22 protein-coding genes are annotated in these 25,775 nt (G+C 51.2%); 15 read left to right on the top strand and 7 right to left on the bottom strand.

Annotation, left to right across the window (positions count from 1 at the left end; genetic code table 11):
* Positions 1-4: 4 nt before the first annotated feature.
* A complete protein-coding gene (gluQRS, locus tag RB297_RS08785; RefSeq protein WP_375120274.1) occupies positions 5-982 on the bottom strand; it encodes a tRNA glutamyl-Q(34) synthetase GluQRS in 978 nt (325 codons plus the stop codon).
* A 170-nt stretch (positions 983-1,152) separates the two neighbouring features.
* Between gluQRS and hrpB the strand changes: the two genes are divergently transcribed.
* From hrpB to RB297_RS08750, 7 genes are all read left to right on the top strand, one after another.
* Complete coding sequence (gene hrpB, locus RB297_RS08780; RefSeq protein WP_375120273.1) at positions 1,153-3,663, top strand: ATP-dependent helicase HrpB; 2,511 nt, start codon at positions 1,153-1,155, stop codon at positions 3,661-3,663.
* 78 nt (positions 3,664-3,741) lie between these two features.
* Positions 3,742-4,293: a general stress protein gene (locus RB297_RS08775; RefSeq protein ID WP_096774448.1), complete on the top strand. Its 552-nt coding sequence runs from the start codon at positions 3,742-3,744 to the stop codon at positions 4,291-4,293.
* Between the two features lie 287 nt (positions 4,294-4,580).
* A complete protein-coding gene (locus RB297_RS08770; RefSeq protein WP_277746352.1) occupies positions 4,581-5,777 on the top strand; it encodes an acyltransferase in 1,197 nt (398 codons plus the stop codon).
* A 321-nt stretch (positions 5,778-6,098) separates the two neighbouring features.
* Positions 6,099-6,458, top strand: coding sequence for a replication termination protein (locus tag RB297_RS08765; protein WP_009590710.1), 360 nt, complete (start codon positions 6,099-6,101; stop codon positions 6,456-6,458).
* Between the two features lie 38 nt (positions 6,459-6,496).
* Positions 6,497-7,501, top strand: a complete 1,005-nt coding sequence (locus tag RB297_RS08760; protein ID WP_375120272.1) for a Gfo/Idh/MocA family protein — start codon at positions 6,497-6,499, stop codon at positions 7,499-7,501.
* Between the two features lie 188 nt (positions 7,502-7,689).
* Positions 7,690-8,967, top strand: a complete 1,278-nt coding sequence (locus tag RB297_RS08755) for an MFS transporter (RefSeq protein WP_332293807.1) — start codon at positions 7,690-7,692, stop codon at positions 8,965-8,967.
* A gap of 82 nt (positions 8,968-9,049) precedes the next feature.
* Complete coding sequence (locus RB297_RS08750) at positions 9,050-9,610, top strand: helix-turn-helix domain-containing protein (protein WP_375120271.1); 561 nt, start codon at positions 9,050-9,052, stop codon at positions 9,608-9,610.
* Positions 9,611-9,676: 66 nt separating this feature from the next.
* On the opposite strand, the gene RB297_RS08745 is transcribed toward RB297_RS08750, so the two are convergent.
* Positions 9,677-10,240, bottom strand: coding sequence for a TraR/DksA C4-type zinc finger protein (locus tag RB297_RS08745; RefSeq protein ID WP_015736229.1), 564 nt, complete (start codon positions 10,238-10,240; stop codon positions 9,677-9,679).
* 235 nt (positions 10,241-10,475) lie between these two features.
* Between RB297_RS08745 and RB297_RS08740 the strand changes: the two genes are divergently transcribed.
* Complete coding sequence (locus RB297_RS08740; protein WP_009590687.1) at positions 10,476-10,853, top strand: DivIVA domain-containing protein; 378 nt, start codon at positions 10,476-10,478, stop codon at positions 10,851-10,853.
* Positions 10,854-10,920: 67 nt separating this feature from the next.
* Here the strand turns inward: RB297_RS08740 and RB297_RS08735 are convergent, their stop codons facing one another.
* Positions 10,921-11,487 (bottom strand): cupin domain-containing protein, encoded by a 567-nt coding sequence (locus RB297_RS08735; RefSeq protein WP_375120270.1) that lies wholly within the window; start codon positions 11,485-11,487, stop codon positions 10,921-10,923.
* Between the two features lie 250 nt (positions 11,488-11,737).
* Between RB297_RS08735 and RB297_RS08730 the strand changes: the two genes are divergently transcribed.
* The 4 genes from RB297_RS08730 (at position 11,738) to nagE (ending at position 17,909) form a co-directional block, all read left to right on the top strand.
* Positions 11,738-14,419 carry a CHASE3 domain-containing protein gene (locus RB297_RS08730; RefSeq protein ID WP_375120269.1) on the top strand — a complete coding sequence of 894 codons (2,682 nt, stop codon included), beginning with the start codon at positions 11,738-11,740 and terminating at the stop codon, positions 14,417-14,419.
* Between the two features lie 279 nt (positions 14,420-14,698).
* A complete protein-coding gene (locus tag RB297_RS08725) occupies positions 14,699-15,586 on the top strand; it encodes a transcription antiterminator (protein ID WP_332293810.1) in 888 nt (295 codons plus the stop codon).
* 1 nt (position 15,587) lies between these two features.
* On the top strand, positions 15,588-16,085 hold the full coding sequence (locus tag RB297_RS08720; protein ID WP_096774441.1) for a PTS sugar transporter subunit IIA: 498 nt from the start codon (positions 15,588-15,590) through the stop codon (positions 16,083-16,085).
* Between the two features lie 354 nt (positions 16,086-16,439).
* Entirely contained in the window at positions 16,440-17,909 is a 1,470-nt protein-coding gene (nagE, locus tag RB297_RS08715) for an N-acetylglucosamine-specific PTS transporter subunit IIBC (RefSeq protein WP_096774440.1), read from the top strand.
* Positions 17,910-17,988: 79 nt separating this feature from the next.
* Here the strand turns inward: nagE and RB297_RS08710 are convergent, their stop codons facing one another.
* From RB297_RS08710 to RB297_RS08700, 3 genes are read right to left on the bottom strand one after another with little or no spacing between them, the layout of a single operon-like run.
* Positions 17,989-19,128, bottom strand: a complete 1,140-nt coding sequence (locus tag RB297_RS08710) for a Ger(x)C family spore germination protein (RefSeq protein ID WP_332293812.1) — start codon at positions 19,126-19,128, stop codon at positions 17,989-17,991.
* Positions 19,125-20,531, bottom strand: a complete 1,407-nt coding sequence (locus RB297_RS08705; RefSeq protein WP_332293813.1) for a spore germination protein — start codon at positions 20,529-20,531, stop codon at positions 19,125-19,127. The genes RB297_RS08710 and RB297_RS08705 overlap by 4 nt, the downstream gene beginning before the upstream one ends.
* Positions 20,528-21,640, bottom strand: coding sequence for a GerAB/ArcD/ProY family transporter (locus RB297_RS08700; protein WP_096774437.1), 1,113 nt, complete (start codon positions 21,638-21,640; stop codon positions 20,528-20,530). The genes RB297_RS08705 and RB297_RS08700 overlap by 4 nt, the downstream gene beginning before the upstream one ends.
* Before the next feature lie 224 nt (positions 21,641-21,864).
* On the opposite strand from RB297_RS08700, the gene RB297_RS08695 reads away from it, so the two are divergent.
* Positions 21,865-23,253: an amino acid permease gene (locus tag RB297_RS08695; protein ID WP_375120268.1), complete on the top strand. Its 1,389-nt coding sequence runs from the start codon at positions 21,865-21,867 to the stop codon at positions 23,251-23,253.
* On the opposite strand, the gene RB297_RS08690 is transcribed toward RB297_RS08695, so the two are convergent.
* Positions 23,250-23,885: a LysE family transporter gene (locus RB297_RS08690; protein ID WP_096774435.1), complete on the bottom strand. Its 636-nt coding sequence runs from the start codon at positions 23,883-23,885 to the stop codon at positions 23,250-23,252. The two genes, RB297_RS08695 and RB297_RS08690, sit on opposite strands and share 4 nt — an antisense overlap.
* 244 nt (positions 23,886-24,129) lie before the next feature.
* Here RB297_RS08690 and RB297_RS08685 point away from each other — a divergent pair, with 244 nt between their 5' ends.
* A complete protein-coding gene (locus RB297_RS08685; RefSeq protein ID WP_375120267.1) occupies positions 24,130-24,639 on the top strand; it encodes a metallophosphoesterase family protein in 510 nt (169 codons plus the stop codon).
* Between the two features lie 116 nt (positions 24,640-24,755).
* Positions 24,756-25,655, top strand: a complete 900-nt coding sequence (locus tag RB297_RS08680; protein WP_375120266.1) for a DUF72 domain-containing protein — start codon at positions 24,756-24,758, stop codon at positions 25,653-25,655.
* The last annotated feature ends 120 nt before the right edge of the window (positions 25,656-25,775 follow it).

Raw genomic sequence — 25,775 nt, 5'->3', positions numbered from 1 at the left:
AAAGTTAAAGCTCGAACAGCCGGTTTTTGACAGGATCCGTAATTTTTATGGGGTATGAAGAAACTTTCGATAAATCAAAAACAGGGATCAATTCCGCAGGAGTTACTGCTTCCGGGTGGTCCAGGAGCCCGGCTGTCCATGCCAGCCAGCCAGTTAAGCGTTCCGGCCCGATGCCCTGGCCGCGCAGAAAGGAGAGGCTGAGCCCGCGGGTTCTCTTGGCCAGCCGTTTGCCCTCCGCATCCACCATCAGCGGTGTGTGCGCAAACTGCGGCGGCTGATAGGACAGCGCTTCATACAATAGCAGCTGACGAGGGGTGGAGTCCAGAAGATCAGCTCCACGGAGCACATGGGTTATGCCCATTAGCGCGTCATCCACCACCACCGCGAGCTGATACGAAATGATATCGTCGGCTCTCCTCACGACAAAATCTCCGCCGTCGGATAGCCGGTAGCGCTGCATTCCGGCAATGCCGTCAACAAAGGAAACGATTCTGTGCGGCACCTTCATGCGCAGCGAAGGTTTCTTATGAAGCTCTTTCAGGGCAGCTTCCTCCCGGGTCAGCTCTCGGCAGGTTCCCGGATAGCGAAATCCCTCCGATGCAATGCCATGCGGTGCGCTGGCTGCTGCCGTTATATCCGCCCGGCTGCAATAGCAGGGGTACAACATACTGGATTCCTTCAATTTGGCGATTTCCCGTTCGTACAACGCGTGGCGAGCAGCCTGATGATACGGCCCGCAGGCTCCGCCAACGCCGGGGCCTTCATCCCAATCCAATCCGAGCCATTCCAGATCTCTCATGATCTCGTCTGCGAGCTCTTGGCGGGAACGCTGCACATCGATATCTTCGATTCGGAGTATATATTGACCGTTCATACTCCTCATTTGCAGCCATCCAAGCAAAGCGGTCAAGGCATTGCCGATATGCATCTTACCTGATGGCGTAGGGGCAAAGCGGCCGCGAAATGTGGCTTGCTGCTCCATACATTTCACCTTCCGACTAATTGAATCTTGATGTTTCCATGGGAATGATATTCATATTGTAGCGCATATGCATCGATTCTCGCCAGCCAATGGCCTACTTGACGTAAATCGGCTGTTTAATATAATTAAGGGATTATATTGATATTCGATAGGATGACGGAGAGATATCCATGACTGAACTACCGATTCACCGAGTATTACCGCAATTGAAAAAGGCTTTATCAACAGGAACTCATGCCGTGTTGATCGCCGAACCGGGTGCAGGGAAGACGACGCAAGTGCCGCTTGCTTTTCTGAATGAACCTTGGCTTGCCGGCAAACGGATCATCATGCTGGAGCCCAGAAGGATCGCGGCCCGCTCAGCGGCTGGATATATGGCGTCCTCATTGGGAGAAGCGATAGGAGAAACGATCGGGTACCGGGTCCGGATGGACAGCAAGATCGGACGAGACACTCGGATCGAGGTCGTCACGGAAGGCATTTTGACGCGGATGCTGCAGGATGATCCGGAATTGACCGGCATCGGCATGATTATATTCGACGAATTTCATGAGCGGAATTTGCAGGCCGATGCCGGACTGGCTTTTGCGATGGAATCCCAAGCGGTGCTGCGGGAGGATTTAAGGCTGCTGGTCATGTCCGCTACCCTTGAGGCGGAGCCGGTTGCAAAGCTTCTTGGAGACGCACCGGTCATCGTCAGCGAAGGGCGTGCTTTTCCGGTAACGACTCGCTATCTGCGCTCGTTCCCACTGGATGAGATACATAAAGGTGCGGCTAACGCCATAACGCGCGCGCTCTCCGAACAGGAAGGCGACATACTCGTATTTTTGCCAGGTGCTCGTGAAATCAGGCGGACCGCGAATGAATTATTAAGATCGGGCTTAAGCGCAGAAGTCGTCGTTCGTGAATTATACAGCGCGCTTTCAGCGGAGAAGCAGGATGAAGCCATAAAACGCGATGTGAACGGAAGGCGTAAAATTGTTCTGTCCACAAGCATCGCGGAGAGCAGCATTACCATTCAAGGGATCAAAACCGTCGTGGACTGCGGTTATATGCGAACAGAGGTATTCTCCCCGAGAACGGGACTGCCGCAATTGATCACGAGGCGGCTGTCCAGAGCGTCCGCCGATCAGAGAAGGGGCAGGGCAGGCCGCGTCTCGGCCGGCGTGTGTTATCGCTTGTGGAGTGAGGAAGAGCACCGCCATCTGCCGGAGAGTACCATTCCGGCGATCCGCGAATCCGATCTTGCGCCGCTGGCCTTGGAATTGGCCGTATGGGGTGCGCGTGATCCGGAGCAGCTCGCTTGGCTTGACGCGCCGCCTCGGCTGGCCTATACGCAAGGTCAAGCGTTATTGAAGCAGCTATCGGCTCTGGATGATGCGGGCAGCATCACCCGGCACGGCCGTGAGATGGCGCTGCTGGGAGTTCATCCGAGGCTGGCTCACATGCTGCTGAAGGCACAGGAAATCGGCGAGGCCCCGCTAGCCATCCGAATCGCCGTTCTGCTTCAGGAGCGCGATATACTGAGCCGAAGCGAAGCGCTTCGGGACCAGGATTTGCGTTCGCGCGTGGAACGGCTTCTCTTGTTTGAACAGCATGGACAGCGATCCGCCCAGCAGGACACGGCGAACGAAGCCGTGCTGCAGCGGATGAAACAAGAGATTCGGAAGCTCCATGCCCAGCTGAATATCGAATATGCAGCTGACGGTGACTTGAATCTCTGCGGCCTGCTGCTGTCGTTTGCCTATCCGGATCGGATCGCGAAGAACAGGGGAAGCAGCGGGTTTCTCATGCGCAGCGGCAGGGGCGTGAAGCTGGCTGCGGTTCAGCCTATGAGCCGTGCCCGGTACATTGTGGCCGCAGCCGTAGATGATCAAGGTGCAGACGGGAATATCCAGCTGGCTTCCGAAATGGATGAAGCCTGGCTTGAGCAGTATTACCTTGACGAGATGGAACAGCAGAAAGAAGTCGCATGGGATACAGCTTCCGGCAGCATCAGGGCCAGGCAGAAGCTGATGCTGGGAGCCATCGTTGTCAAGGAACAAGCCTATCCCAATCCGACAGGGGAGGAAATAGCGCGCGCCTTGCTGCAAGGGATCAGGCAGGAGGGCCTTGGCTTATTTCAGTGGAGCAAGGCGGCCGTGCAGCTGAGAGAACGGATGGCCTTTATGTTCCGGCACGAAGCCGAAGGGGATTGGCCGGATGTATCGGACGAAGGATTGCTGGATCGCGCGGAAGCGTGGCTGCTTCCTTATTTGGACGGGCTGCGGAATCGCAATGATATCAGGCGACTGGCACCCGGAACGCTATTGGAGCATATGCTCAGCTGGGAGCAGAAGCAGCAGCTTCAGAAAGAAGCGCCGACGCATATCAAGGTGGCGAGCGGATCGCAGATCCCGATCAACTACAGCAATCCTGAACAGCCGTTTCTGGCCGTTCGTCTGCAGGAGATGTTCGGGATGCGGGACACGCCGCGAATTGCCGGCGGGCGCGTTGCGCTGACCTTACATTTGTTGTCGCCTGCGCAGAGACCGGTCCAGGTTACCTCCGATCTGTCGAGCTTTTGGGCAAACGGGTATTACGAGGTGAAAAAGGATCTTAAGGGCAGATATCCTAAGCATTATTGGCCTGATGATCCGCTGGAGGCGATCGCAACAAATCGGACCAGACCCAAGGCATAACAAGGCAGCGCCACGTTTAATTTCCCCTCCCGTCGGGTAATGTTAAATATGAACGACCACCGATGAGGAGGGTTTATCATGGAGAAGAAAGTTGTTGGGGTATTTCGTTCGGAACAGGAGGCCGCTCAAGCTATAGAGCAGCTGCAGCGGCACGGAATTCCGAACGATGCCATTTCCATTATAGCGAAGGATAAACGCGAGGCGGACATGATAGCCGAGCAGACGGGAACGATGGCTCCCGAAGGAGTAGCTGCGGGTGCAGCAACAGGCGGCATACTTGGAGGCACGGCAGGATTGCTGGCTGGACTGGGAGCCCTCGCCATTCCCGGCATCGGCCCGATTCTTGCGGCCGGACCGATAGCAGCGACGCTTACAGGCGCAGCAGTCGGTGCGGGAGCCGGCGGGTTGGTCGGAGGTTTTATCGGCCTTGGCATCCCGGAAGATGAGGCGAAGGAATATGAGTCCTATGTCGAGCAGGGACGGATTCTCGTCCTGGTTGATGCCGATCAAGAGAATACCGGCATTTACGATATTTTCCGCGATTACGATTACAGAAACGAGGGACGATACGGTGCGGTTGATCCAGACCGGGTCGACACATTGCCGCCTCGAGGAACTACGCTGCTGTAAAGGCGCGTGAACCGGTTCCGATTCGGAACCGGTTTTTTTTGTGGTCAGAAAGCAACACTTCCTCATTTGTGCCCTGGAGATATTCGTTTAGCCATGAGGTCGCTACCCGCGGTAAGTCTTCCGTGAACGCACGCCGATAGAAGTTTTCAATATATACATAATCATACGGATGAATGCTAGGTATGGAGCCAGCCGTCATGCCCAGTAAATAATTGGATTAGCCCGTCAAGGGAGAAGTCCCTTACAATGAGGTTGATTATACGAAGCCAGCATGAAGGGGGAGCAGTATGTCCAAACAAAGAATTCCGGAAATCGAGCGCCTCCGAGGAATGGCCTTCCTGGCTGTGGTTTTGCAGCACTCCATCGCGCATTATTCGGTAGCGCCGGGGATGACGGCAAACGATGGCTTGATGATGGGCTTCCTCCTGATGGCGACGAAATTCGCTGTGCCCGTCTTTATTTTTATTACCGGCATGGTGCTGTTTTATAATGATAAAGGCCGTTTACATTACGGCAGGTTCATCAAGAGACGATTCGGCGACATTTATGTTCCTTTTGCGGTATGGACCCTGATCACGTTATTAATCAATCATAAGTTTAATCCCGCATTGATCGGGGACTGGAAATATCTTGGGGAAGTATGGTTAACCGGAAAAGCCAGCTCGCATTTTTGGTATATTATTATGCTGTTCCAATTTTATTTGCTGTATCCACTCTTCAGATCCGCCATACTGGGAATCAAGGAACGATGCGGCATACGGACGCAGCTTACGATACTGGTTCTTTCCGGGCTGCTGTACGTGGGCTTAACGGGAGTTATCAACGATATCGGACATTGGATGGGAAGTTTGAGCATACCGGTGTGGAGCGAGCTGTTCACAACCTATGCCGATCGGAATGCACTTTATTATTTCTTCTATTTTGCGCTTGGGGCAGCAGCCGGGTTATATCATGCCACTTGGATAAAATGGCTCAGGAAGGCCCGGCCGGCCATATGGCTGGTCTTTGCATTTACGTTCGGCTGGATGCTCATGCAGGCCGTGAATGAAATCCGTTCAGCGGAGGATGGAGCGATCACGTTCTATTCCTTGTCGCTGCTGCGGCCGATGATGGCGCTTTTCCTGATTAGCTCCATCATGGTCATGTACGATACGGCCGGCTGGATTACCCGGCATGCCGGAGCGCGGACGAATGCGCTCCTGACCTCCATTGGAGTCTATTCGTACGGAGCTTACCTGATGCATTTATTAACGCTCCGGATAAGCTATGCAGTCGATGAGTATCTGCTGATCGGCATGCCATCTCTGGTGAGGATCCTTTCTTCATGGATCATCAGCGTGGCGATAGCGTACGCCGCAACGCGCCTGCTTGCAAAGCTGCCGTTCGGAAAATGGCTCGTCGGCATCGCGGGTGCACGGAACCCTCGCTCTATTCGGCCATACGGCAAATCGCATCCATCCGCCGGGACAACCACCGGCATGTGAAAATAAAATGAAGCCCACCCTTTAGGGTGGGCTTTTTCGTGGGCTCGCGCCATCGTTCCTAAGACCCAAACGAACCAAACGACCGAACCAACAACAGTTGAAAAACTAAACATTATACAATTGCAACATATGAAAAATTCACAATAGTAAAAACATGCGCTCCCTGCCTCATTCCCATGCGACCATCACCTGCCAACGTTTCAATCCACGCCTTCTTGGTTTAAAAAGAGAAGGATGCTTCCTATTGTGCAAACTGGGAAACTGTGGGTTATAATAAGGTATATTATGGGACAAGTAGCTCGTGAAGGAGGAGGCGTCCGAATGGCATTTATGATCGCGCAGCGCGCTTTTATCAAGGTATATCTTATTACCATGGTGGAGCAGCAGCGCGGATATGGATATCAGATGCTCGAAGAACTTCGGCAGGAATTCAAGAGCCATGGATATTCGCCGCCGCAAAGCGAAATCTATCGTGCGCTGCATGAATTGGTGCAGGAGGGTGTTCTATACCGTACCAAACAGTTGAAAGGAAACGATCCGCGGGTCGATTTCCAGGAAATCGTACTTTATCATTTTACTGACGAAGGTGCCGAGAAGGCCAAACTCTATAAAAAACAGGTTAAGACCGATTTGGATCGATGCTTGGGGATCCTTCATAAAGCCGTAAACGACAATTATTAAAAATCGATCCGGAATGCAGCCAAAGGAGGAATGACCTCGTGAGCAAGAAACTGCGCTTTGGGATTATGAGTACCGCTCGAATTGCAAGAAATTCAATGATACCCGGCATATTGAAATCGGAACGCTGTGAGGTTGGGGCAATCGCAAGCCGCAATGCCGATAAAGCCAGGGAGCTCGCGGAACGATACCATATTAAAACATACTATGGTTCTTACGATGAGCTTCTGGCGGATCCCGACATTGATGCGGTGTATATTCCGTTGCCGAATCACCTGCATAAACCTTGGACCATCAAAGCCGCTGAGGCCGGAAAGCATATCCTGTGCGAGAAACCGGCGGCCCTGACGGAAACGGATGTCCGTGAGATGGCAGAGGCGGCCAAAGCACGCAACGTGCTGTTCGCCGAAGCCTTCATGTACCGCTACCATCCGAAGCACGCGCGCGTCCGCGAAATCATCGAAAGCGGCGAAATCGGCCAGCTTCGCGGAATACACGGGTCGTTCACCTTCAACAATGCGGAGGATAAAAGCAATGTCCGCTACAGCAAGGACATGGGCGGAGGTTCGATCTACGACGTGGGATGTTATCCCATCTCGGCGGCGAGAATGATATACGGACAGGAGCCTAAAGCCGTGACGGCCCACGCTTTTTTCTCCGAGGAGCATGACGGTGTGGACATGATGGTCCATGGCATGATGGAATTTGACAATGGACTGGGCCTGACATTTGACTGCGGCATGTGGACCTACTCCAGATGCTCGTTAGAGATTGCGGGAACCGACGGCAGGATCGAGCTGCCCTCCGCCTTCGGCTGGGAGAGAATGGAGGATATGGCCCAGATATTCGTTCATACGGCCAAGGGAACCCGCGAGGAGAAAGTGGGGATTTACAACCATTTTGCCCTGCAAGCGGACGCCATGGCTGCTGCCGTGATGGATGGCGCGCCATTGCCATACGGTCCGGAAGATGCCATCAGCAATATCAGAGCCATCGAAGCATGCATTCAAGCTGCGAGATCTTCATCGCGGGTGGAAATTAAATAAAGCTGCGCTATCAAATAATAACGCTAGACCTTAAATCGCCAACAAGGCGATTTATTTTTTTTGCCTATTGCATTCCTCTTCAAAATCATTAAAATAAACTTAACGATAAAAAATATTTAACGTAATTATAATTTTAACGAACAAAAAAGTTTAATGAAACCATTTCATAACGAAGAGGAGAAAGAAACATGCAAAATGCCGCCGTTTTGGAAAAACAAGGCTTTGGCCAACTGTTGAAAATCCGCCCGTACCTGATTTATTTATCTGCTCAAGCCATTACCCGATTAGGGGATTCCTTGGACTCCATCGCTTACAGCTGGATGGTTTATATGCTCACAGGCTCAGAGCTGTTAATGGGGACCTTGTTCGCTTTTAACTTTCTGCCGGGATTGCTTTTCAGTTTGTTTACGGGAACCTTTGTAGACCGCTGGCCTAAGAAAAGAGTCCTCGCCTTAACCTACCTCAGCCGCGGCATCGTGGTGTCTCTGACGGCCTTTCTGTATGCGATCGGTTCTCTTCAAGTCTGGCATCTGTTTGTCTTCACGTTCCTGAATTCAACGCTCGAATGTTTCTCCAGACCCGCCGAAACCTCCATCGTTCCCCGGCTGCTCCCCAAGGAACAGCTGCTCGCGGGCAATTCTTTCTCCACATCCGTTAGCCGCAGCGCTGAATTAATCGGTCTGTCCATTGCCGGAGCCCTGATCGCCTTGATCGGAATCTCGGGAACGATCCTGATCGATGCCGTGACGTTTCTAATTGCCGCGGTTATTATTGCATTCATGCCGAATCCGGAAGCGGCCGAACAGGCCGAAGACAAGTCCGAATTCCCTGGACCGGTGCCTGAGAAGAACAGAACGGTGCTCGGCGACATCAAAGAGGCGCTTCTGTTTGTGAAGCAGCATTCGCTGCTTCTCATCACGACGGTTCTGGCGATGATCAATAATTTCTGCTTGGCACCGTTGAACGTGCTGCAGCCGGTCTACGTCAAGGAGACATTGGGTGCCGGAGCGGGAGGTCTGAGCGTAATGGGAACGGCGCTTCTGATCGGTATGATTTGCAGCGGGCTATGGATTGGTCGCTACGGCAAAAGTTTCAAAAAGAGCACCTTGATCATGTCAGGATCGATCATGCTCGGGATCGGATATTTTGCATTAGGGATTCCAGGACATCTCCCGGCGTGGCGCGTGGAGTCCGCGGCGGTCTGCATGTTCGTTGCCGGTTTTGCCGTCTCCATGCTGAATGCCCCGATCTCGACGTATCTGATGGAAGTAACGCCGCGGCATATGCTGGGCAGAATTGGCGCCCTGATGACGGTATTGTGCACGGCTGCAATTCCTGTCGGAAGCCTGATAACGGGAGTTGTGGCAGAGCATCAATCCCCTCCCGCGCTCTTCTCGTTGATGGGATTCGTCATGCTGGTGCCCGTGCTGTTCCTGATTCGAAAGAAGAGTTTCCGTGCCATCTGAACCCATCGCCGTTTTTGTAATTTCGACATTCTCGGCCTATAATGAAAAGGTGAAAAATTAACGTGAAGCTGAGGTGTACGGTGTGGAAACGAAGGAATTGACTACACTGGAAGAGATCAAAATATATTCAGATCCCTATCGGCTCCAGATTTTGAATGTATTAAACAAGATGGATCGTCCGGCAACCGTAAAGGAGGTCGCGGACAAGATCGGGGATGTGCCTGCGAAGGTTCATTATCATATGAAGAAGCTGGAGCGGATCGGCCTGGTCAAGATCGTATCGACGAAAGAGATCAACGGAATTATCGCTAAATATTACGAGCCTTTTGTCGGTACGGTAAAGATCAAGCGTGGGGCGGATTCCGACGAGCCGGTCATCAAGGAATTGATTCGATCCGAAACGAACAAATTATTATCCGAGCTGTTCGACCAGAATCGAGACCGTTTCTTTAAAAATATGAGCCAGGATGGCGAAGCGACGTCCATGTTGACCAATACCACCTTGTATATGAGCGAAGATGAAGCGCGCGAGTTATTTGTTGAGCTGGATAAAATGCTGACCCCTTTTAAAAAGAAGCGCGGGGAAGAATTTGACGAATACGAGTTTTTTGCTTCCAATGTTCGGAACCATAAAGAATCTTGATTACGCAAAAAAAGCTGGTACCCGAACGTAAGGTACCAGCTTTCCCTTCTAATTTGCCAAATCAATTCATACATTCTTCTTATAATCGTCTTGTCCTGGTTTAATGGACATGCCGGGCGATGTGGAGGTTCCGTAATCTTCCACGGCATCCCAGGCGCCGGCGTCATCAAATTTACCGTCGGCTGCTTGGCGGTTGACCCCGGCGCCTGATGGGGGCGGGGTCATGACATCCTCTTCAACCGGACGGTTGTCGTTGATGTCTTTTCGGGGAGTATGTTCGAGGCAATAGGCCGTATAAGGCAAAGCTTCCAGCCGCTCATACGGAATTTCCCGTCCGCATTCGGCGCAGGTTCCGTATTCGCCTTGGTCCATACGCTGCAGGGCAGCATCAATCTGCTCCAATTCACGCTCGAGCGTCTCCTGAATGGCCAAATCCCGACCGCGTTCGAAAACTTCGGTGCCCACGTCAGCGGGATGGTTGTCGGCAGCGCTCAGCTCTCCCGTGGAGTCTCGCAGGGAAAGATCCTTGTTGGTGTCTTCCCGGGACTCCAATTGATTTTCCAACCGTTCTTTATCACTGAGCAACCGTTGTCTTAGTTCACTGTATTGTTGTTTTGTCATGCTGGTCATAGGAATAGTCGCTCCTTTCTGGGTTATGTGCACAATAGAAACTTCTTATGTAAATTCAATACCCGAAATGGATTGGTAACAATCACATGAAGCATGGGAATGACGGCCTGCCGTTTTTGGAACATTCTCCAAAAAAGCCCCGGAGTGTTTTAATCACGGTGCTTAATATGATATAAACAATGATAGAGAGAAGGCTAGGAAGAAGGGCTGCACCAATATTTGGAGGTAAATCATTATGGATGAACACATGAAACGCCGATTGGATAAACAGAAAAAGCTTTTTCGTCAGCTAGGCATTCAACTGGACGCTTTGTCTATCCATGAAAAGAATTTTTCGAATAAACTGAGGGGTTACGATCAGGAGGAAGTGGATTCCTTTCTGGACGAAGTGATTCAAGATTATGAGCGGTTCTATGCCACCATCTCCGATCTGATGGATAAATGGCAGGAGCAGCAGATCACCATTCGCGATCTGAGGGCTGGCGTTAAGCCAGAAGCTGAGCGTCCGGCACTGAATCCCGAAGAGATCGAAGAGACGGTGGCGAAGCTGGAAGCCGACTTGCGGCTTCTGAAGAAGCAGATTCGCCCAGAACAAAGATTCTATATTGATTAATGCCATACGATGCGAGCGAAATCATTACATAAGAAGTGTCCCAGCAACAAGAACCACACGCGGCCGATCACCGGCTGCGTGTGGTTTTGTTGTTTAGGTGCCCGGTTTTGAGCCATGGCGGCCCCGGCAGGGGCTTCTCCGGAGTCTCGCTCTCGATCCTGTTTTGCAGCGGGACGGGCGTAAGGAGTGTCTTCGAGTAAAGCTGCTTGTTCGGGTCGTTACCTTCATAGGCATGTTCTTCGTAAAGCGAATATGGCCATAACGGTGCAAAATCGATTTGGTGCGGATGCCCGGTTCGATAGATCAAGAGCAGGATTGTCCCGGGGGATAGCGATGTAATCCAGTGACACCAACCGATCGGGGCATGTACCACCTGACCGGGTACGGCTTGAAACACGAGATTCCGGTGACTTGCGGGATCCACCAGGGAATAACTGATGTCTCCTTGAATGATGTAACACAATTCATCGGTATCCGGATGGCCGTGAGGCGGAAGCCCCTCACCGCGGCCGAGATGGATTTCCGACATGAACATGCCCTGCAGAAGGGGCAGCTCCAGGGACGACACGTTCGCTGCTCCTCGACCGGCAGTACGTTCAGCCTGTTTCCTGGAATGATATACATGCCTTGTCACCGCAGTGTCTCCGCAAACGCTGTGACGTTCCTCATATGAGCGGTCCTCCTTTTTTTAGCTGGAATATATTAAAAGTGTACAAGCACGTCCCCTAACAATATATGCCCAAACGTTTATAAATCTGACTGCCTACGACTAAAGAATCATTGAATGTCATGAAAACTGGTTTTGCTTGTAAACCATTTTCATAACAATTACTATGAGAATATGAGCAGACTTATACTGATCGATAATAAGGGAGGTTAGCCGTATGTCTAACAACCTGAAATTCAACATCCGCAGCAAGATTGTCATCGGCTATTTATTGATATTAATGTGTCTTGGAGCTTTTCTCTGGATTGTCTCCGACCGTATCGCTTCCCTGCAGCATGAAGCGGATTTTATAGAGAAACATGATATCGAAGTACATAATCTCACGCATGAAATCGAGAAGAATATGCTGGAGATGGAAACCGGCCAGAGAGGGTACGTCATTACGGGCGATGAAACTTACCTGGAGCCGTTCAACCAAGCGCTGTCGTCCTGGCAGATCAATTATAACAAGCTGTACAAGCTTGTGAGCGATAACTCGGAGCAAGCCAATCATCTGGAAAATATTAAGGAGAATATCAAGGAGTGGATTACCAACGCCGGACAGCCTGCGGTTCAACTCATGCAGCTGGGACAGGATGAAGAGGCCCTTCATTTCTTTATTAACGATCCCGGAAAGCAAGCGATGAATTCCATTCATGAGCTGTTCCTCTCCTTTCGAAGCAAGGAACGTGAACTGACCACCAGCAGAATCGAAGAAATGAAGGAAAGCAATGCCCGTTTATTGTACACGATGTATCTGTTATGGGCCGGGGCTGCACTGATCACCATATGTGCGGCATGGGTCATTGCGAAAAGCATCGTAAAGCCGATCAACCAAGTGACCAACGTCATCTCCGACATTGTCAACGGGGGAAATATCTCCCAGCGAATCCATGTGCATTCCAATGACGAGGTCCGCCAGTTGGCCGATACAACCAATGAACTGCTCGCACAGGTTGGCAGGCAGAACTGGGCCAAGGATCATGTTTCGGTCATGTCGACGATTCTTCAATCGTCCGATCGCGTGGAGACGGCCGTGCAATTTTTCATCCATAAGCTGGCTTTGATCATGAAGCTTCCGTACGGGGCGGTGTTTATTACCCGGTCAGGATCGGAACTGGTTAAGGCTGCTGCTTTTGCCGACCCGGACGGAGAGCCTTGGAACAAGGTCAGGGATCGCTTCCTGCCGGGCGAAGGTTTGGTGGGGCAGTGCATGCTGGAGCAGCGCATGATCATACTGGACGATATACCGCCCAACTATGTGCGAATCGAATCTGGACTCGGCGATGCCGAGCCTTCGACGCTGCTGCTGGCGCCCGTGATGTTCGAGGGACAAGTTCTCGGCGTGATCGAATTGGCCAAGTTCAAACCCTTCGATGAGCTGGAGATTCAGCTGATCGAACAGTTGAATTTTCAGCTTGGAGTGACCTTGAATTCGATTCAAAGCAAAATGGAAATCCAACAGCTGTATCATGAATCACAAACGCTGAACGAGGAACTGCAGAGCCAGACCGAAGAGCTGCAAGCGCAGACCGAGGAGCTTCAAACGCACTCCGTTGAAATGCATCTGCTGAATGAACGGTTGGGAGCCCAAAAGGAAGCGGCTTTAATCGCAGCCAGCGAATTGGAAAAATACGCGAAGGAGCTGGAGAAGAGCTCTAAATATAAATCGCAGTTCCTGGCCAATATGTCCCATGAGCTGCGGACGCCGCTGAACAGCATGCTCATCCTCTCCCAGATTTTGGCGGAGAATAAGCAGGGGAATCTGACGGAGGAAGAACAGCATTACGCTACCGTCATTCATAATTCAGGCAGTGAATTGTTGAATTTGATCAATGATATTCTGGATCTGTCCAAGGTCGAGGCAGGTAAGATGCAGATCGAAATGGACTTGGTGAACTTGACGGAGCTGCCGGAGCTGATGGAAGGATACTTCTCCAAAAGCGCGGAATCCAAAAATCTGGAATTTGATATCGAGATGGCGGATGACCTGCCCGACATGATGTACAGCGATGGGATGCGCCTTCATCAAATCCTGCGCAACCTGCTCTCCAATGCGATTAAGTTTACGGAGAGCGGCAGCGTGAAGCTGAAGGTAAAGAAAATGAATTCGATTGTCACTTCGGATTTCATTATCAGCGGCGACGTCATTGCTTTTTCCGTTGAGGATACCGGCATCGGGATTGCGGCGGAGCATCTACAGCCGATCTTCGAAGCATTCCAGCAAGGCGAAGAAACCACCGCCAGAAAATTCGGAGGCACGGGTCTCGGCTTATCCATATCGCTGCATTTAGCCAAACTGCTTGGCGGGTATATAACCGTGGAGAGCGAAGTAGGAATCGGCAGCACCTTTATATTATATTTGCCGCTCGTCACGGAGAGCGGTGCAGTCGACAGCCTGTTTATGCTGCCCGAAGTGGCTGCCACGGCAAGCGACAACAGCTTGAGCGATATCCGGATGGAAGAGTACGAACAGGAGGAGCTTAGCCGGTTGGAGAACAAAACCGTATTGATCGTCGATGATGATATACGGAATGTGTACGCTTTGACCAATGCGCTGGAGAAACTCCAGTTGACCGTGCACACAGCCCAGAACGGCTTCGAGTGCTTGGAGCTGTTAAGCAAACATTCATCCATCGATGCGGTATTGCTGGATACGGTCATGCCTGAAATGGACGGCGTCGAAACGATGAAGCGGATACGGGAGAACCCGGAGTGGAGCGATCTGCCACTGATCGTCATGAGCTCGAATGCGATGAGGGATTCGGATCAATTCATTGGAGAAGGTGCGAACGGCTACCTTCACAAGCCGCTCCAACTCCGCGAGGTCATCCTTACCCTTCAGAAATGGATAGGGTAATAAGCGATCAAGTCAAGTCCGGGATATGACGGCGCTAATGTGCTGTTCCTTGCAAGGGCATGTCGTAAGTTGACGAATGCTAGCGGGTTGTTTTATGATGGAATCATAGCAGAAACATAAAACGGCGTGTTACCTGAAGCAGGGCATGAGCCAAGAAGAGACACCTTTATTTAAGGGGGTCTTTTCTTGGCTTTTTCAATGTTCATGGGCGGGAGTATTTCTCCGCAAATGAATCCTATGGCGGAACACTGTTTAAACTTAAAGGAAAGGGGGAAGTTAATGAGCGGGATCGAGTTGTTTACAGTCGTTCGTGTTATTGGTAACAATGTCGTGATGGTTACTGGCGGCAAAAAAGAATCGGAATATGTCATCTTAGGCAAAGGCATTGGCTTCGGCGCGAAAATAGGCGGTACGATCGCTTCGGACGATAAGCGGATTGAAAAGCTGTTCAGGCTGGAGGATCGGGAGCAGTGGAGCCAAGCTCACCATCTGCTGGAAGAATTTGATCCGCAGGTGATGGAGATTACGGATCAGATACTGAATCTCATCGGACAGGAATTTCCGGGCACATTGAATGATAAGGTATACCTGGCGCTTCCAAGCCATATCCAGTTTACGATCTACAGAATCCGCAAAGGCATGGATATTATCAATCCTTTCCTTGAAGAAACCCGGATCAGCTTCCCAAAAGAATATGATATCGCAGCCAAGGCAGCGGAATTGATCGGCAAGACCTTCGATATAGAGGTTCCCGAGGATGAGATTGGCTTCTTGACCTACCATGTGTATTCGGCCGTCAGTCATGTGCCCGTTGGCCATCTGGTCAAGGCATCGAACGTGGTGGGAAGCCTGGTGAGGTATATTGAAGAGGAGCGGCAGGTCGCCTTTGACCGGGGAAGCATGGATTATGTTCGTCTGCTCATGCATTTAAGGTTCTCGGTAGACCGCATTCTGAATCAGGAAATCCATGTCGATAATCCGTTCGCGGAACAGATCCGCTCCAAGTTCACGCAGGAATACGGATTGGCAACACGTCTAGCAGGCATGATGGAGAAAGAACTCGGCAAGAAAGTGCCCGAAGCGGAGGTCTGCTTTCTGGCTATGCATTTATACCGGCTCTTCACTGGCCGACTACAGCAAAAGAATCAACCCAGGGAGGAATCTTAACATGTTTGATCGTTGGAAAAAGAAAAAAACAGCTACTGTCATTCAACTCACAGCCCCATTGTCGGGTAAAGCCTTGCCTTTATCGCAAGTGCCCGATGAGGCTTTTGCTGCCGGACACATGGGCCAAGGCATCGCCATCGAGCCTTCCGAGGGCAAATTAATCGCGCCGTTTGACGGGACCGTTGCGCATGTCATCAAGTCCAAGCATGCCGTCATGCTCGAGGATCCCGCAACCGGCCTGCAGTATTTGTTCCATATCGGGATTAACACGGTCGGTTTGAAGGGTGAAGGCTTTACAAGCCATGTTCAAGCCGGTGACCAGGTGAAGTCGGGTCAGACGCTGATCGAATTCGACATGGCTGCGATCCGGGCCGCCGGTTATCCGACGATTACGCCGATTATCGTAACCAATGCGGATGAAGTGGCTTCCAAGGTGGACGGTCAGACCGGTGACGTCGTGTCCGGCCAAAATCCTGTTTTGACCATCGAATTGAAATAGTATTCATTCGATAAGGAAATAAATATTGGTTATTGACAAAACGGGAAGACGTGAATTAAGATAACAACATCAAATGAATACGTTTAAGGCGTGTTACCATAAACATGGGCATGAGCCAAGAAGAAACGGACTATTTAATGCATAGTCGCCGTTCTTCTTGGCTTTTTTTGTTGACTTCGAATGATGATGGTATCCATGCCGCCTTAAAATGATGAATACAAGAGCCCGCAAGGAGGAGGATTTTCTGAGGTATTTCTGTTCCGGAGTGAATGGGAAGAAGTGGTTATTATATCGACGCATTATGTAAACGGTTTCAGCAAAAGCTAAATTATTGAAGTTGAAAGGATGATTGACATGCTGGCTAAATTGCAAAAGCTGGGTAAGTCCCTTATGCTGCCGGTGGCCACGTTGCCTGCGGCAGGTATCTTGCAGGGGCTTGGATTGATCGACTATCAAAAAGACATACCATTGGGAGCTCTCGGAGCTTTTTTGAATCAATATGTAACTCCGTTCATGACTTCCGGCGCCCTTGCCATTCTGGATAATCTGCCGATTATTTTTGCGATCGGCGTTGCGATCGGATTCGCCGGGGATGCCGTTGCGGGTCTCTCCGCTCTTATCGGGTACATGGTGCTTACAAGAGTGCTGGCGCAAGTGCCGCTGCAAATGCCGTTTATACCGGATGACGTAAAGCTGAATATGGGCGTTCTTGGCGGTTTCTTTGTCGGTCTATGGTCCGCCTACCTGTATAATAAATTCCACAACATTAAGATGCCGGATTGGTTGGGCTTCTTTGCGGGTAAACGCTTCGTACCGATCATCACGGCGGCCTCCACGATGGTGCTGGCAGTGCTGATCGGCATGATTTGGAGCCCGGTCCAGGATGGCATTTCCGCCTTCGGCAACTGGGTTGTCGGTCTGGGAGGCATCGGTTCGTTCATTTTCGGTACGGCTAACCGCTTGCTGATCCCTCTGGGTCTGCATCACGTATTAAACTCCATCGCCTGGTTCCAGATCGGCGATTACACGAATGCCGCGGGCGAAGTCGTTCACGGCGACCTGTGGCGTTTCTTTGCGGGAGACCCGACGGCAGGCATGTTCATGTCCGGTTTCTTCCCGATCATGATGTTTGCGATGCCGGCTGCGGCGCTGGCCTTTATGCATACCGCCAAGCCGTCCAAACGCAAGCTCGTCGGCTCCATCTTTATCGGTTCGGCAGTGGCATCGTTCCTGACGGGGATCACCGAACCGCTTGAATTCGCGTTCATGTTCATTGCTCCGGTACTGTATGTAGTCCATGCGATTTTGACAGGTCTTTCCGGATTGATCATGTATGTCCTGGATGTGCATTTGGGCTTCTCGTTCTCGGCGGGCCTGATCGACTACCTGGTGAATCTGAAGCTGTCTACCAATGCTTGGCTGCTTCTGCCGGTCGGCTTGGCTTTCGGAGTCGTTTACTATCTGCTGTTCAGAATCCTCATTGTCAAGCTGAACTTGAAAACGCCTGGACGCGAGGAAGACGACGACATGGATACGGTTTCTGACGATGGAGATACAGCTGCCCCGGCTCCATCCGGCGCGGCATCCAATGAGTCCAAAGCGGCCAAGGTTTTGCAAAACATCGGCGGTGCGGATAATATTACCAGCATCGATGCTTGTATCACGCGTCTGCGCCTCGTCGTTAAAGACGAGAAGGCCGTTAAGGATTCGGAGTTGAAAAAATTAGGCGCATCCGGTGTCATGCGTCTGGGTCATGGCGCGGTTCAGGTCGTATTCGGACCGCAGGCGGAATCCATTAAAGACGAAATCAAAAAAATGATGTAAATGTGGCGGCAGCTGCTGCTAACGAGAGAAACCCTGTGCTATTCCAAGCACAGGGTTTCTCTTTTTTTGCATATGTTCATTATCGGTTCAGGCTTTTGCGCTGTCCCCAATACCGGATGTTGACATTGACATCAAGCTCAAGCGGCGTTTCGTCGTAGATTTCCTTTTTCTGTTCCACTAATTTCTTCCAAAGCTTGGGGTCTGTTCGGTACAATTGGAGACATAGTTCATAAGGATCCGCGTGGATCAATGCTGCTTTATGAAAGGTGTTCTGCAATTCCTTACGCAGGGTATCTTCCGTTAATCGCTTCATTTCCTTAATCCCCACCTGCTTGTAAATATTCTGTACCGTGCCAATGACGTTCAGCTTGATTCGATACGAAGCATCGTTTGGCTTCCGGATGACTTCGATGGTAGATTGGGGCTTCTCCAGCCGAATGCTCCCGATTGCTTCACCGTCCGCCTGAACGACGACGGCAGCGTGAGTATTATTCGATGCTAACCAGCGGGTCCCCAGCAGATCGGATCGTGGGAGCCAGCCCATCAATTCTTTGTTCTTGATCAGAAATCCGCCGTTCACTTCCAATATCGGATGCTGCTTCAGATTTTCCGACCAGTTCTGCGTCGAAATATGAAGGGAGGGAAGCAGAACGGTTGCAGCTTTTTCCCGATAGAGACGAATAAAGTTCACGAATTGGATCGGACGTATAAACGAGAATTGGACATAGCTTTCCCTGGGTTCATGAAGCAGCGAGTGCAGGGGGGAGAGCTGAAAGAACGGCGACACCGTAAAGAGATCCTCCATCTTATCCTTGGTCCCGTATATCCATTTCGTATACCGGATTTCCTGCGAGCGGTTGGTCAGGTCGAACACTTGAGACAACTGCTTAGGTTTTAACACGGCTTCCGTAAGCACCAAAGCCGTCACATGACCCCAGGAGACCCGCTGCTGACTCGACGTGTACAGATCAACAAGGGCTTCAGTCAACGTGGTGCCGGTTCCACGGCCAACCCAGATAGGCGCTTTCTCCGTCTGTTTGTTGGATTCTTGTTTGGCAATCGTGGCAAAGTCAAGCATCTGCACATATATGATATATTTCTCGTCCTTGTAATCCACGCCCAAAGCCGTGATATAGTTGATATCCTGGACTTCATTGTTGTCCCAGCAGCCTGAGAGCAGCAGAGATGTCAGGCATACGAGTATCCATACCCGCTTCATAACGCGCCGCCCTTTTTCCGTTTCCCCGGAAATCGCAAGAGATTGCCCAGGATTTTAGATATGGAGAAGGGCGAGAAAGGGGCAAGGTACGGCTGCCCGAACGGATTATGGTTTGCTGCATATTGAACGATCATGAAGACCGATATGAAGAAACCGAATAACCCGAACATCGAGGACAGGGTAAGGACAAAGAAACGCAAGATCGTTTGACTGACAACAAAATCCTGATTGGAGTGGGTAGACCCCGCCACAAAGGATAGGGCTCCGATGACGGTCATCGTCGGCGAGAAAAAACCGCCCCGAATAGCTGCGTCGCCGATAATGATACCGGAGACCACCGTAATGGTCGACGCGATCGGAGAAGGCATCTGCATGCCTGCCTCCCGCAGCAGAGTGAGGAGAAACAGGATGATCAGCATCTCAAACCCGGTCGGGATCGGAAGGCCGAGTCTGGTATTCGCAACCGTTGCCAGCAGCGGAAAAGGGATTTGATCCTGGTGAAAGGCTAATAGCGTTATATAGAAACCGGGAAGGAAAATGGAAATCAGGAACCCGAACATTCTCAGAATTCTCCAGGGCATCACGAAATAAAACGGCATTTGGGGGTCTTCGGCAGCGAACAGCAGCTGCATGAAGCTCGCAGGCGCGATCAATAGGACGGGACTTCCCTGCATAATAATGACCAAACGGCCGCGAGTCAGAGAGTCGTATGCCAGGTCCGTCCGCCCCGTGTAGTCAAACATGGGAAGCACGCTGAACCTGTACGGAGTCAGATGCTCCACAAGCTCGCCGATCCCTACGGGAGGATCCCCGGCGTAATGGTTTAACTTGTCCACGATGGCCGTGACGGTCTCCGGTATGACCTTGTCCTTTAAATACATGATGCCGACGGTGGTTTTGCTTTTGTCCCCAAGCTTAAAGGAGGAATAGACAAGTCCCGGTGATTTCAGCCTTTTGCGGATAAGTGCTACATTGATATCCAATTCCTCGACAAACCCGTCGCGAGGTCCTTTGACCGAGGTTTCCGTGGCGCTTTCTTCCGGCGTTCGGCCGATGGTTTTGCCGGCGCTGTACGAATACAGCTTATCGTCCTTGGGAAAATACAAGGCAACGTAGCCGGAATAAACAATGTCATCGACGGACTCCAAATCGGCATCGGCGACATCCAGCGTAAGATAATATTCAAGGCTGGTCGGGTCAAACGGATGCTTTTGCGAAACGGAAGTATTCCATTCCTTGCTGATGACAGGCAAAAAGACCTCGGACAACACTTTCGAATCGCACATCATCGGGCTGTAAACCATAATCGCCCAAGGCTCATCCTCCATTCCCGGGTAGGACGTTATATAGACGTCATCGGAATCGGCATAACGATCGCGCAATTGCTGTTCGGTCATGTTCATTGCGGCGTTTCTCCTTTCGTGGAACTGGCATCCTGCGGCTCCTGCTGATTCGGTTTGCGGATCAGGAAGAATAACAGGAGGCTTAGGATGGTGATATAAACGGCGGACGCGGGCAAGAAATAGTCGGCCATGGCATAATACATTTTCAAATTGCTGATCGGCGAGGCGCACAGTATGATGAGCAGCGTGGTGGCGGCTAATACGCCAACGCTCTGTCTGGACTTGGGAAGAAGGGTTTCGCAGAGCAAAAAAATCGAAATGGAAATGGAGATATAAGCTCCGCTAAGCCACTGGAAGATGGATAAAAAATCGACGTGTTCCACGAATTTGCCCAGCTTCACGAGACGCCATTGCTCATAGGCGGGGTACCGCTGAAGCTTCATTTCTTCCGGACCAAATTCGGCAATGCCGCCGATCGTGGGTCCAAACGTGAGGAAGATGAGAACCAGATGGATGAGCAGGATCGTAAGAAAACCGGGTTTTTTCTGCAGGTGAGGCCGCAGAAACAAGATCAGGATAAATTGGGACAGCCCTCCGAGCATGATAGGAACCCCGCTGAGAACCGGCATGAAGCCGTCCTCAAGGACAGGCAGCAAGTAACTGTAATTTTTCACTTTCAGATTGGACACGGATACGAATATGCCCAGCAAGACGACGCAAGGCAGCAAGATGCCGGCGGCAACGCCGATGGTTTTGATCCCGTGGTTAATGCTGATAAGGCATAGCATCATGAGCACGAATGCGGTGGCAACGACAGGGGTTTGGACCATGTAGGTCGATTTCGTCCAATCGATGACTTCCTTCAAGGTATAGAAGGCGAAGGCAAAAAAATACAAGCCTGACATGCCCATCGCAAGCATGCGCGCCGCTCTGCCGCTGCTTTCGTCCAACGCTTGCTTGATCGAACGGGAGCCGACTTTTTTGATGATTCCATAAATAAGCAGAACCCAGGGCATGAATAACACGGCTGACACGAGAATGGTGATCCAAGCATCCCGTCCGGACTTCTCCAGAAGCACAGGGATGATCATGACATGATTGGTCAAACCTGCCGTGAGCATCATAATCATAAACGCCTGATTCGTTGGAATACCGCGAGCTAATGACATGTGTGATCCCCCAATTCTGCTTTCTTCCGTTTATACTTCTCGGGGAACAGCCAAAATATGCGAGAGCATCCAGCCTCGGGCTGCATGAACCGCTTGCTCGTTTGTTCATCATGAACTTAAAAGGCATTTTTAGGCTCGGGGGCACGGTACATAAATCACGGAGAATCCCTTCATAATAAGGAAAGTTTTGATCGAACACATCACAATATCCGGAGGACATAACCGTGAACAGAAGAGTGAAAACGGAGGCAGGGGAAGCAAAAGGGAATCTGAAGTGGTGGCAGCTATCGCTGCTGGGAGTCGCATCCACGATCGGCACGGGGTATTTTCTCGGATCCGCGCTGGGTATCCGGCTTGGGGGACCGGCTTTTCTTCTTTCTATTATATTGGCGGCGACGGCCACCTACTTCGTGTTTGATGTGCTGGCGCGAATGACGGCGGAGGATCCGCAAAAAGGCTCGTTCCGAACCTACGCCAAAAAAGCCTACGGCCGGTGGGCAGGCTTCTCAACAGGGTGGATGTACTGGTGCTCCGAAGTGTTGATCATGGGGAGCCAGATGACGGCGCTGGCGATATTCTCCCGCTTTTGGTTTCCTGGCGTTCCGATGTGGATATTCGCATCAGGTTACGCCGTACTGGGGCTTTTTGTCATATGGATCGGCACCAAGGGCTTCGACCGTCTGGAGAATGTGCTGGCTGTTATTAAGGTCGCTGCCATCGTCATGTTTCTTGTCATTGCCGCCGCCGCTTGGATGGGATGGTTGAAAGGCGGGTCTAGACCCCATGTTCCGGGCAGCATGAACGCCTTATTCCCGACGGGCGGAAAAGGCGTGTGGTCGTCCTTGATCTTTGCGTTTTATGCTTTCGGCGGAATTGAAGTCATGGGAGTGATGGCCGTCCGCTTGAAGAATCCGAAGGAAGCCCCGAAATCGGGCAAGGTGATGATTCTCCTGCTGGCTATCGTATATGTACTGTCTATTGGCATGGCCGTGATGATGGTAGCCTGGAATCGATTCTCCACGACGAAAAGCCCCTTCGTTGTGGCGCTTAGCTCGTATCAGCTGCCTTTTATCCCCCATATATTCAATGCGGTCTTAATCATTGCCGGATTCTCGACGATGGTTGCCTCGCTGTATGCCGTAACCACGATGCTGGTCACGTTATCCGAGGATAAGGATGCGCCCAAGCTGTTTTCCAGAAAAATGTTCAAGCGCGATACGCCCATCTTCTCCCTTTCCCTTACCGCCGCCGGGTTGATTGTATCCATCGTGCTGTCTCTGCTCATGCCCGGCAAGATTTACGAGTATCTGACAACTGCGGCAGGACTTATGCTGCTGTACAACTGGTTTTTTATCCTGATATCGGCCGGCCGGCTGATGGAGCTTACGGGATGGGGCAAGGCCAAAAGATACATCGGTATGATACTCATAGCGGCTGCCGTCGGCGGAACCGCCCTGCACCCGACGAGTCGGCCGGGACTCTGGATCAGTCTCGGGTTCATATTGTTAATCGGACTGGTCGTATTATGCATGCGCTCCGTGTGGAAGAAATCCGGTCAGGGCCGCGCGATGGAGAGGGAAAAGCGCAAGCTTAGCCCCAAACCGGCCCGTTAGAATACGAGCGGATAAAGTAATGCCAGAGCTCGAATTCCGAAATAAACGCCAAACACGATTAACGAGATCCCGGAGAGCACCGAAATGAGAGAAAGCGCCCGCTCGTTTAAATATCGACGGAATACGCTGCCGAGCGCGGCCATGAACAAATCCCAAATCACGACCCCGGCGATCACGGCTACGCTGTAGAGAAACAGGTTCCCGGACCCTTCGTCCGCCGCGGTTTTGACCAGGATGGAGCCGTAGATGCCGAGCCAGAACAGAATCGTCATCGGATTCGAGACGGACATGAGAAATCCGGAGAGCATGCTTTTCCATAACGAATCTTCGCTTTTTTCTTGACTGATCGTCACTTTATTGGCGTTCAGGATGCTTTCCAGCCCGGAATAGATAAGGACAAAAGCGCCGAACAGCCAGAGGAATGTCTGCATGAACGGCGTATTCAGAAAATGAACCACGCCGAGATAGACGAGGACCATATACAGGATATCCGCAAGAACCGCACCAATGCCGAACAGCCAAGCATGCCAGAACCCTTTCTTGATTCCCTTATCAAGCTGCGCCGCATTAATCGGACCAACGGGTGCCGATAGGGAAAGGCCAAGGATCATGTAGCTAATTAGAATACTCATCAAATTCCACCTCTCGTCTGGAACATGGATAACACAGCTTGTACCTGCTTGCTCGTACATTCTATTCGGCAGGCGGACAAACTAAAACTGGATTGGAAATTTTTTTCTGCCTTAAAAGAAGACGTGAAAAACCGCGCAGCTCCCTGCGCGGTTTTATTTGATTTCGTTTATTTGGTAGGATATAGATGAATGTCAGATGGCTGGTATTGCAGCATTACATAACCATAAGAAGAGGTGCATCCCAATGAGTCGCCCATATCGGATTACGGTATTGTCAGACACCCATATGCCCAAAAAGGCGAAGGAACTGCCAGACCCGCTGCTTGAAGATTTACGGCAATCGGAGCTTATTGTTCATGCCGGAGACTGGTCCGATTGGGAGCTCTACGAGCTGTTAAGTCAATATGCTCCCGTGGAGGGCGTGGCCGGGAATGTGGATGACGCGCGGATCGTGGAACGCTTTGGGTATAAAAGAATGGTTGAAATCGAAGGCAAGCGCATCGGGATTGTGCACGGACACGGTCAAGGCGGAACGACGCCATCACGAGCCAGAAAAGCTTTTGCAGATACGGAGGTGGACTGCATCTTGTTCGGCCACTCCCATATTCCCTATAAAGAAGATGTACAGGGGGTCCTGCTGTTCAATCCCGGTTCCGCTACGGATAAAAGGCGGCAGCCCCGTTATTCGCATGGAAGGATCGAGATCCTGAACGGTAACCTGGAAGCCCATCATGTTTTTTATGATCGGAAGTGAACGAAATCAAGGCATTGGTAAAATCAGTATGGGGCTGCCTGCTTTTGAAATCACCCGTATCAGGTTAATTAATAGAAGTCCCCGATATGGTAAATCATGTGGATGTGAGGATTGTTATGTCAAAGGAAGATAAACAAAAAGATGCGATTCAGGTAGGTTTGTCCGGGTGGGGGGATCATGACAAGCTGTACGACGAAGGGGCAAGGCCTTCAGATAAACTGGAAATGTACAGCAGGCATTTTCCCATCGTGGAGATGGACAATTCGTTCTATGCCATACCCTCGCCGGAACAAATGACAAAATGGGCGGCAGCCGTCCCGGACCATTTCGGTTTTATTGTAAAGGCCTATCAGGGCATGACAGGACATGCCCGCGGACAGGGCAAGGACAGATATCCCAGCGTAAAAGCGATGTTCGATCATTTGCTTGCATCGGTCGAAGAATTGCGAGCGGCGGACAAATTAAGGACCGTGCTTTTCCAATACCCGCCATGGTTTGGTTGCGAACGCAAGCATGTGGACACTCTGAAGCGTACGCGGGAATGGATGAAGGACGTTCCGGTAGCCTTGGAGTTTCGCCATCAGAGCTGGTATGCGCCGGAGTTTCGCGAGAAGACCCTCGAATTTATGCGGAGCGAGGGCTGGATCCACAGCATAGCCGACGAGCCGCAAGCCGGTATCGGATCGGTGCCGGTCGTGCTTGAGACATCGGGCACGGAGGCCGTGATGATCCGGATGCACGGACGAAACGCCGATGGGTGGCATTCCAGCGGTCAGCCCAACTGGCGAGAGGTCCGGTATTTGTACCGTTACAGTCCGGAAGAATTGGAACAGCTGAGAGGATGGATAGAGCAATTGCTAAAGAAAGCGAAGCAGTGCTGGATTATCTTCAACAACAATTCGGGAGGCGATGCTTCCGACAACGCCAAACAGCTTCTTCAACTGCTGGGGATGAACACCGGCCCCGAGCCGCTGCGGCAGATGGACTGGCTGGAAGAGGATATTTTTTCCGAATAAATGGGTTTAAATGGAACCCCATACAGGGAACTGGTGAACGAGCGGACAAATCGTCAAAAAATTGACGCAAATTCATCTGTTTCTGAGATCATTATTATATATAAAGGGTATTTTCGGTAT

This window comes from Paenibacillus sp. CR_12 (assembly GCF_041953985.1).
In the GTDB taxonomy this organism is placed as follows: Bacteria; Bacillota; Bacilli; order Paenibacillales; family Paenibacillaceae; genus Paenibacillus_AQ; species Paenibacillus_AQ lautus_A.
This window is presented reverse-complemented; position numbering and strand designations above follow the sequence as displayed.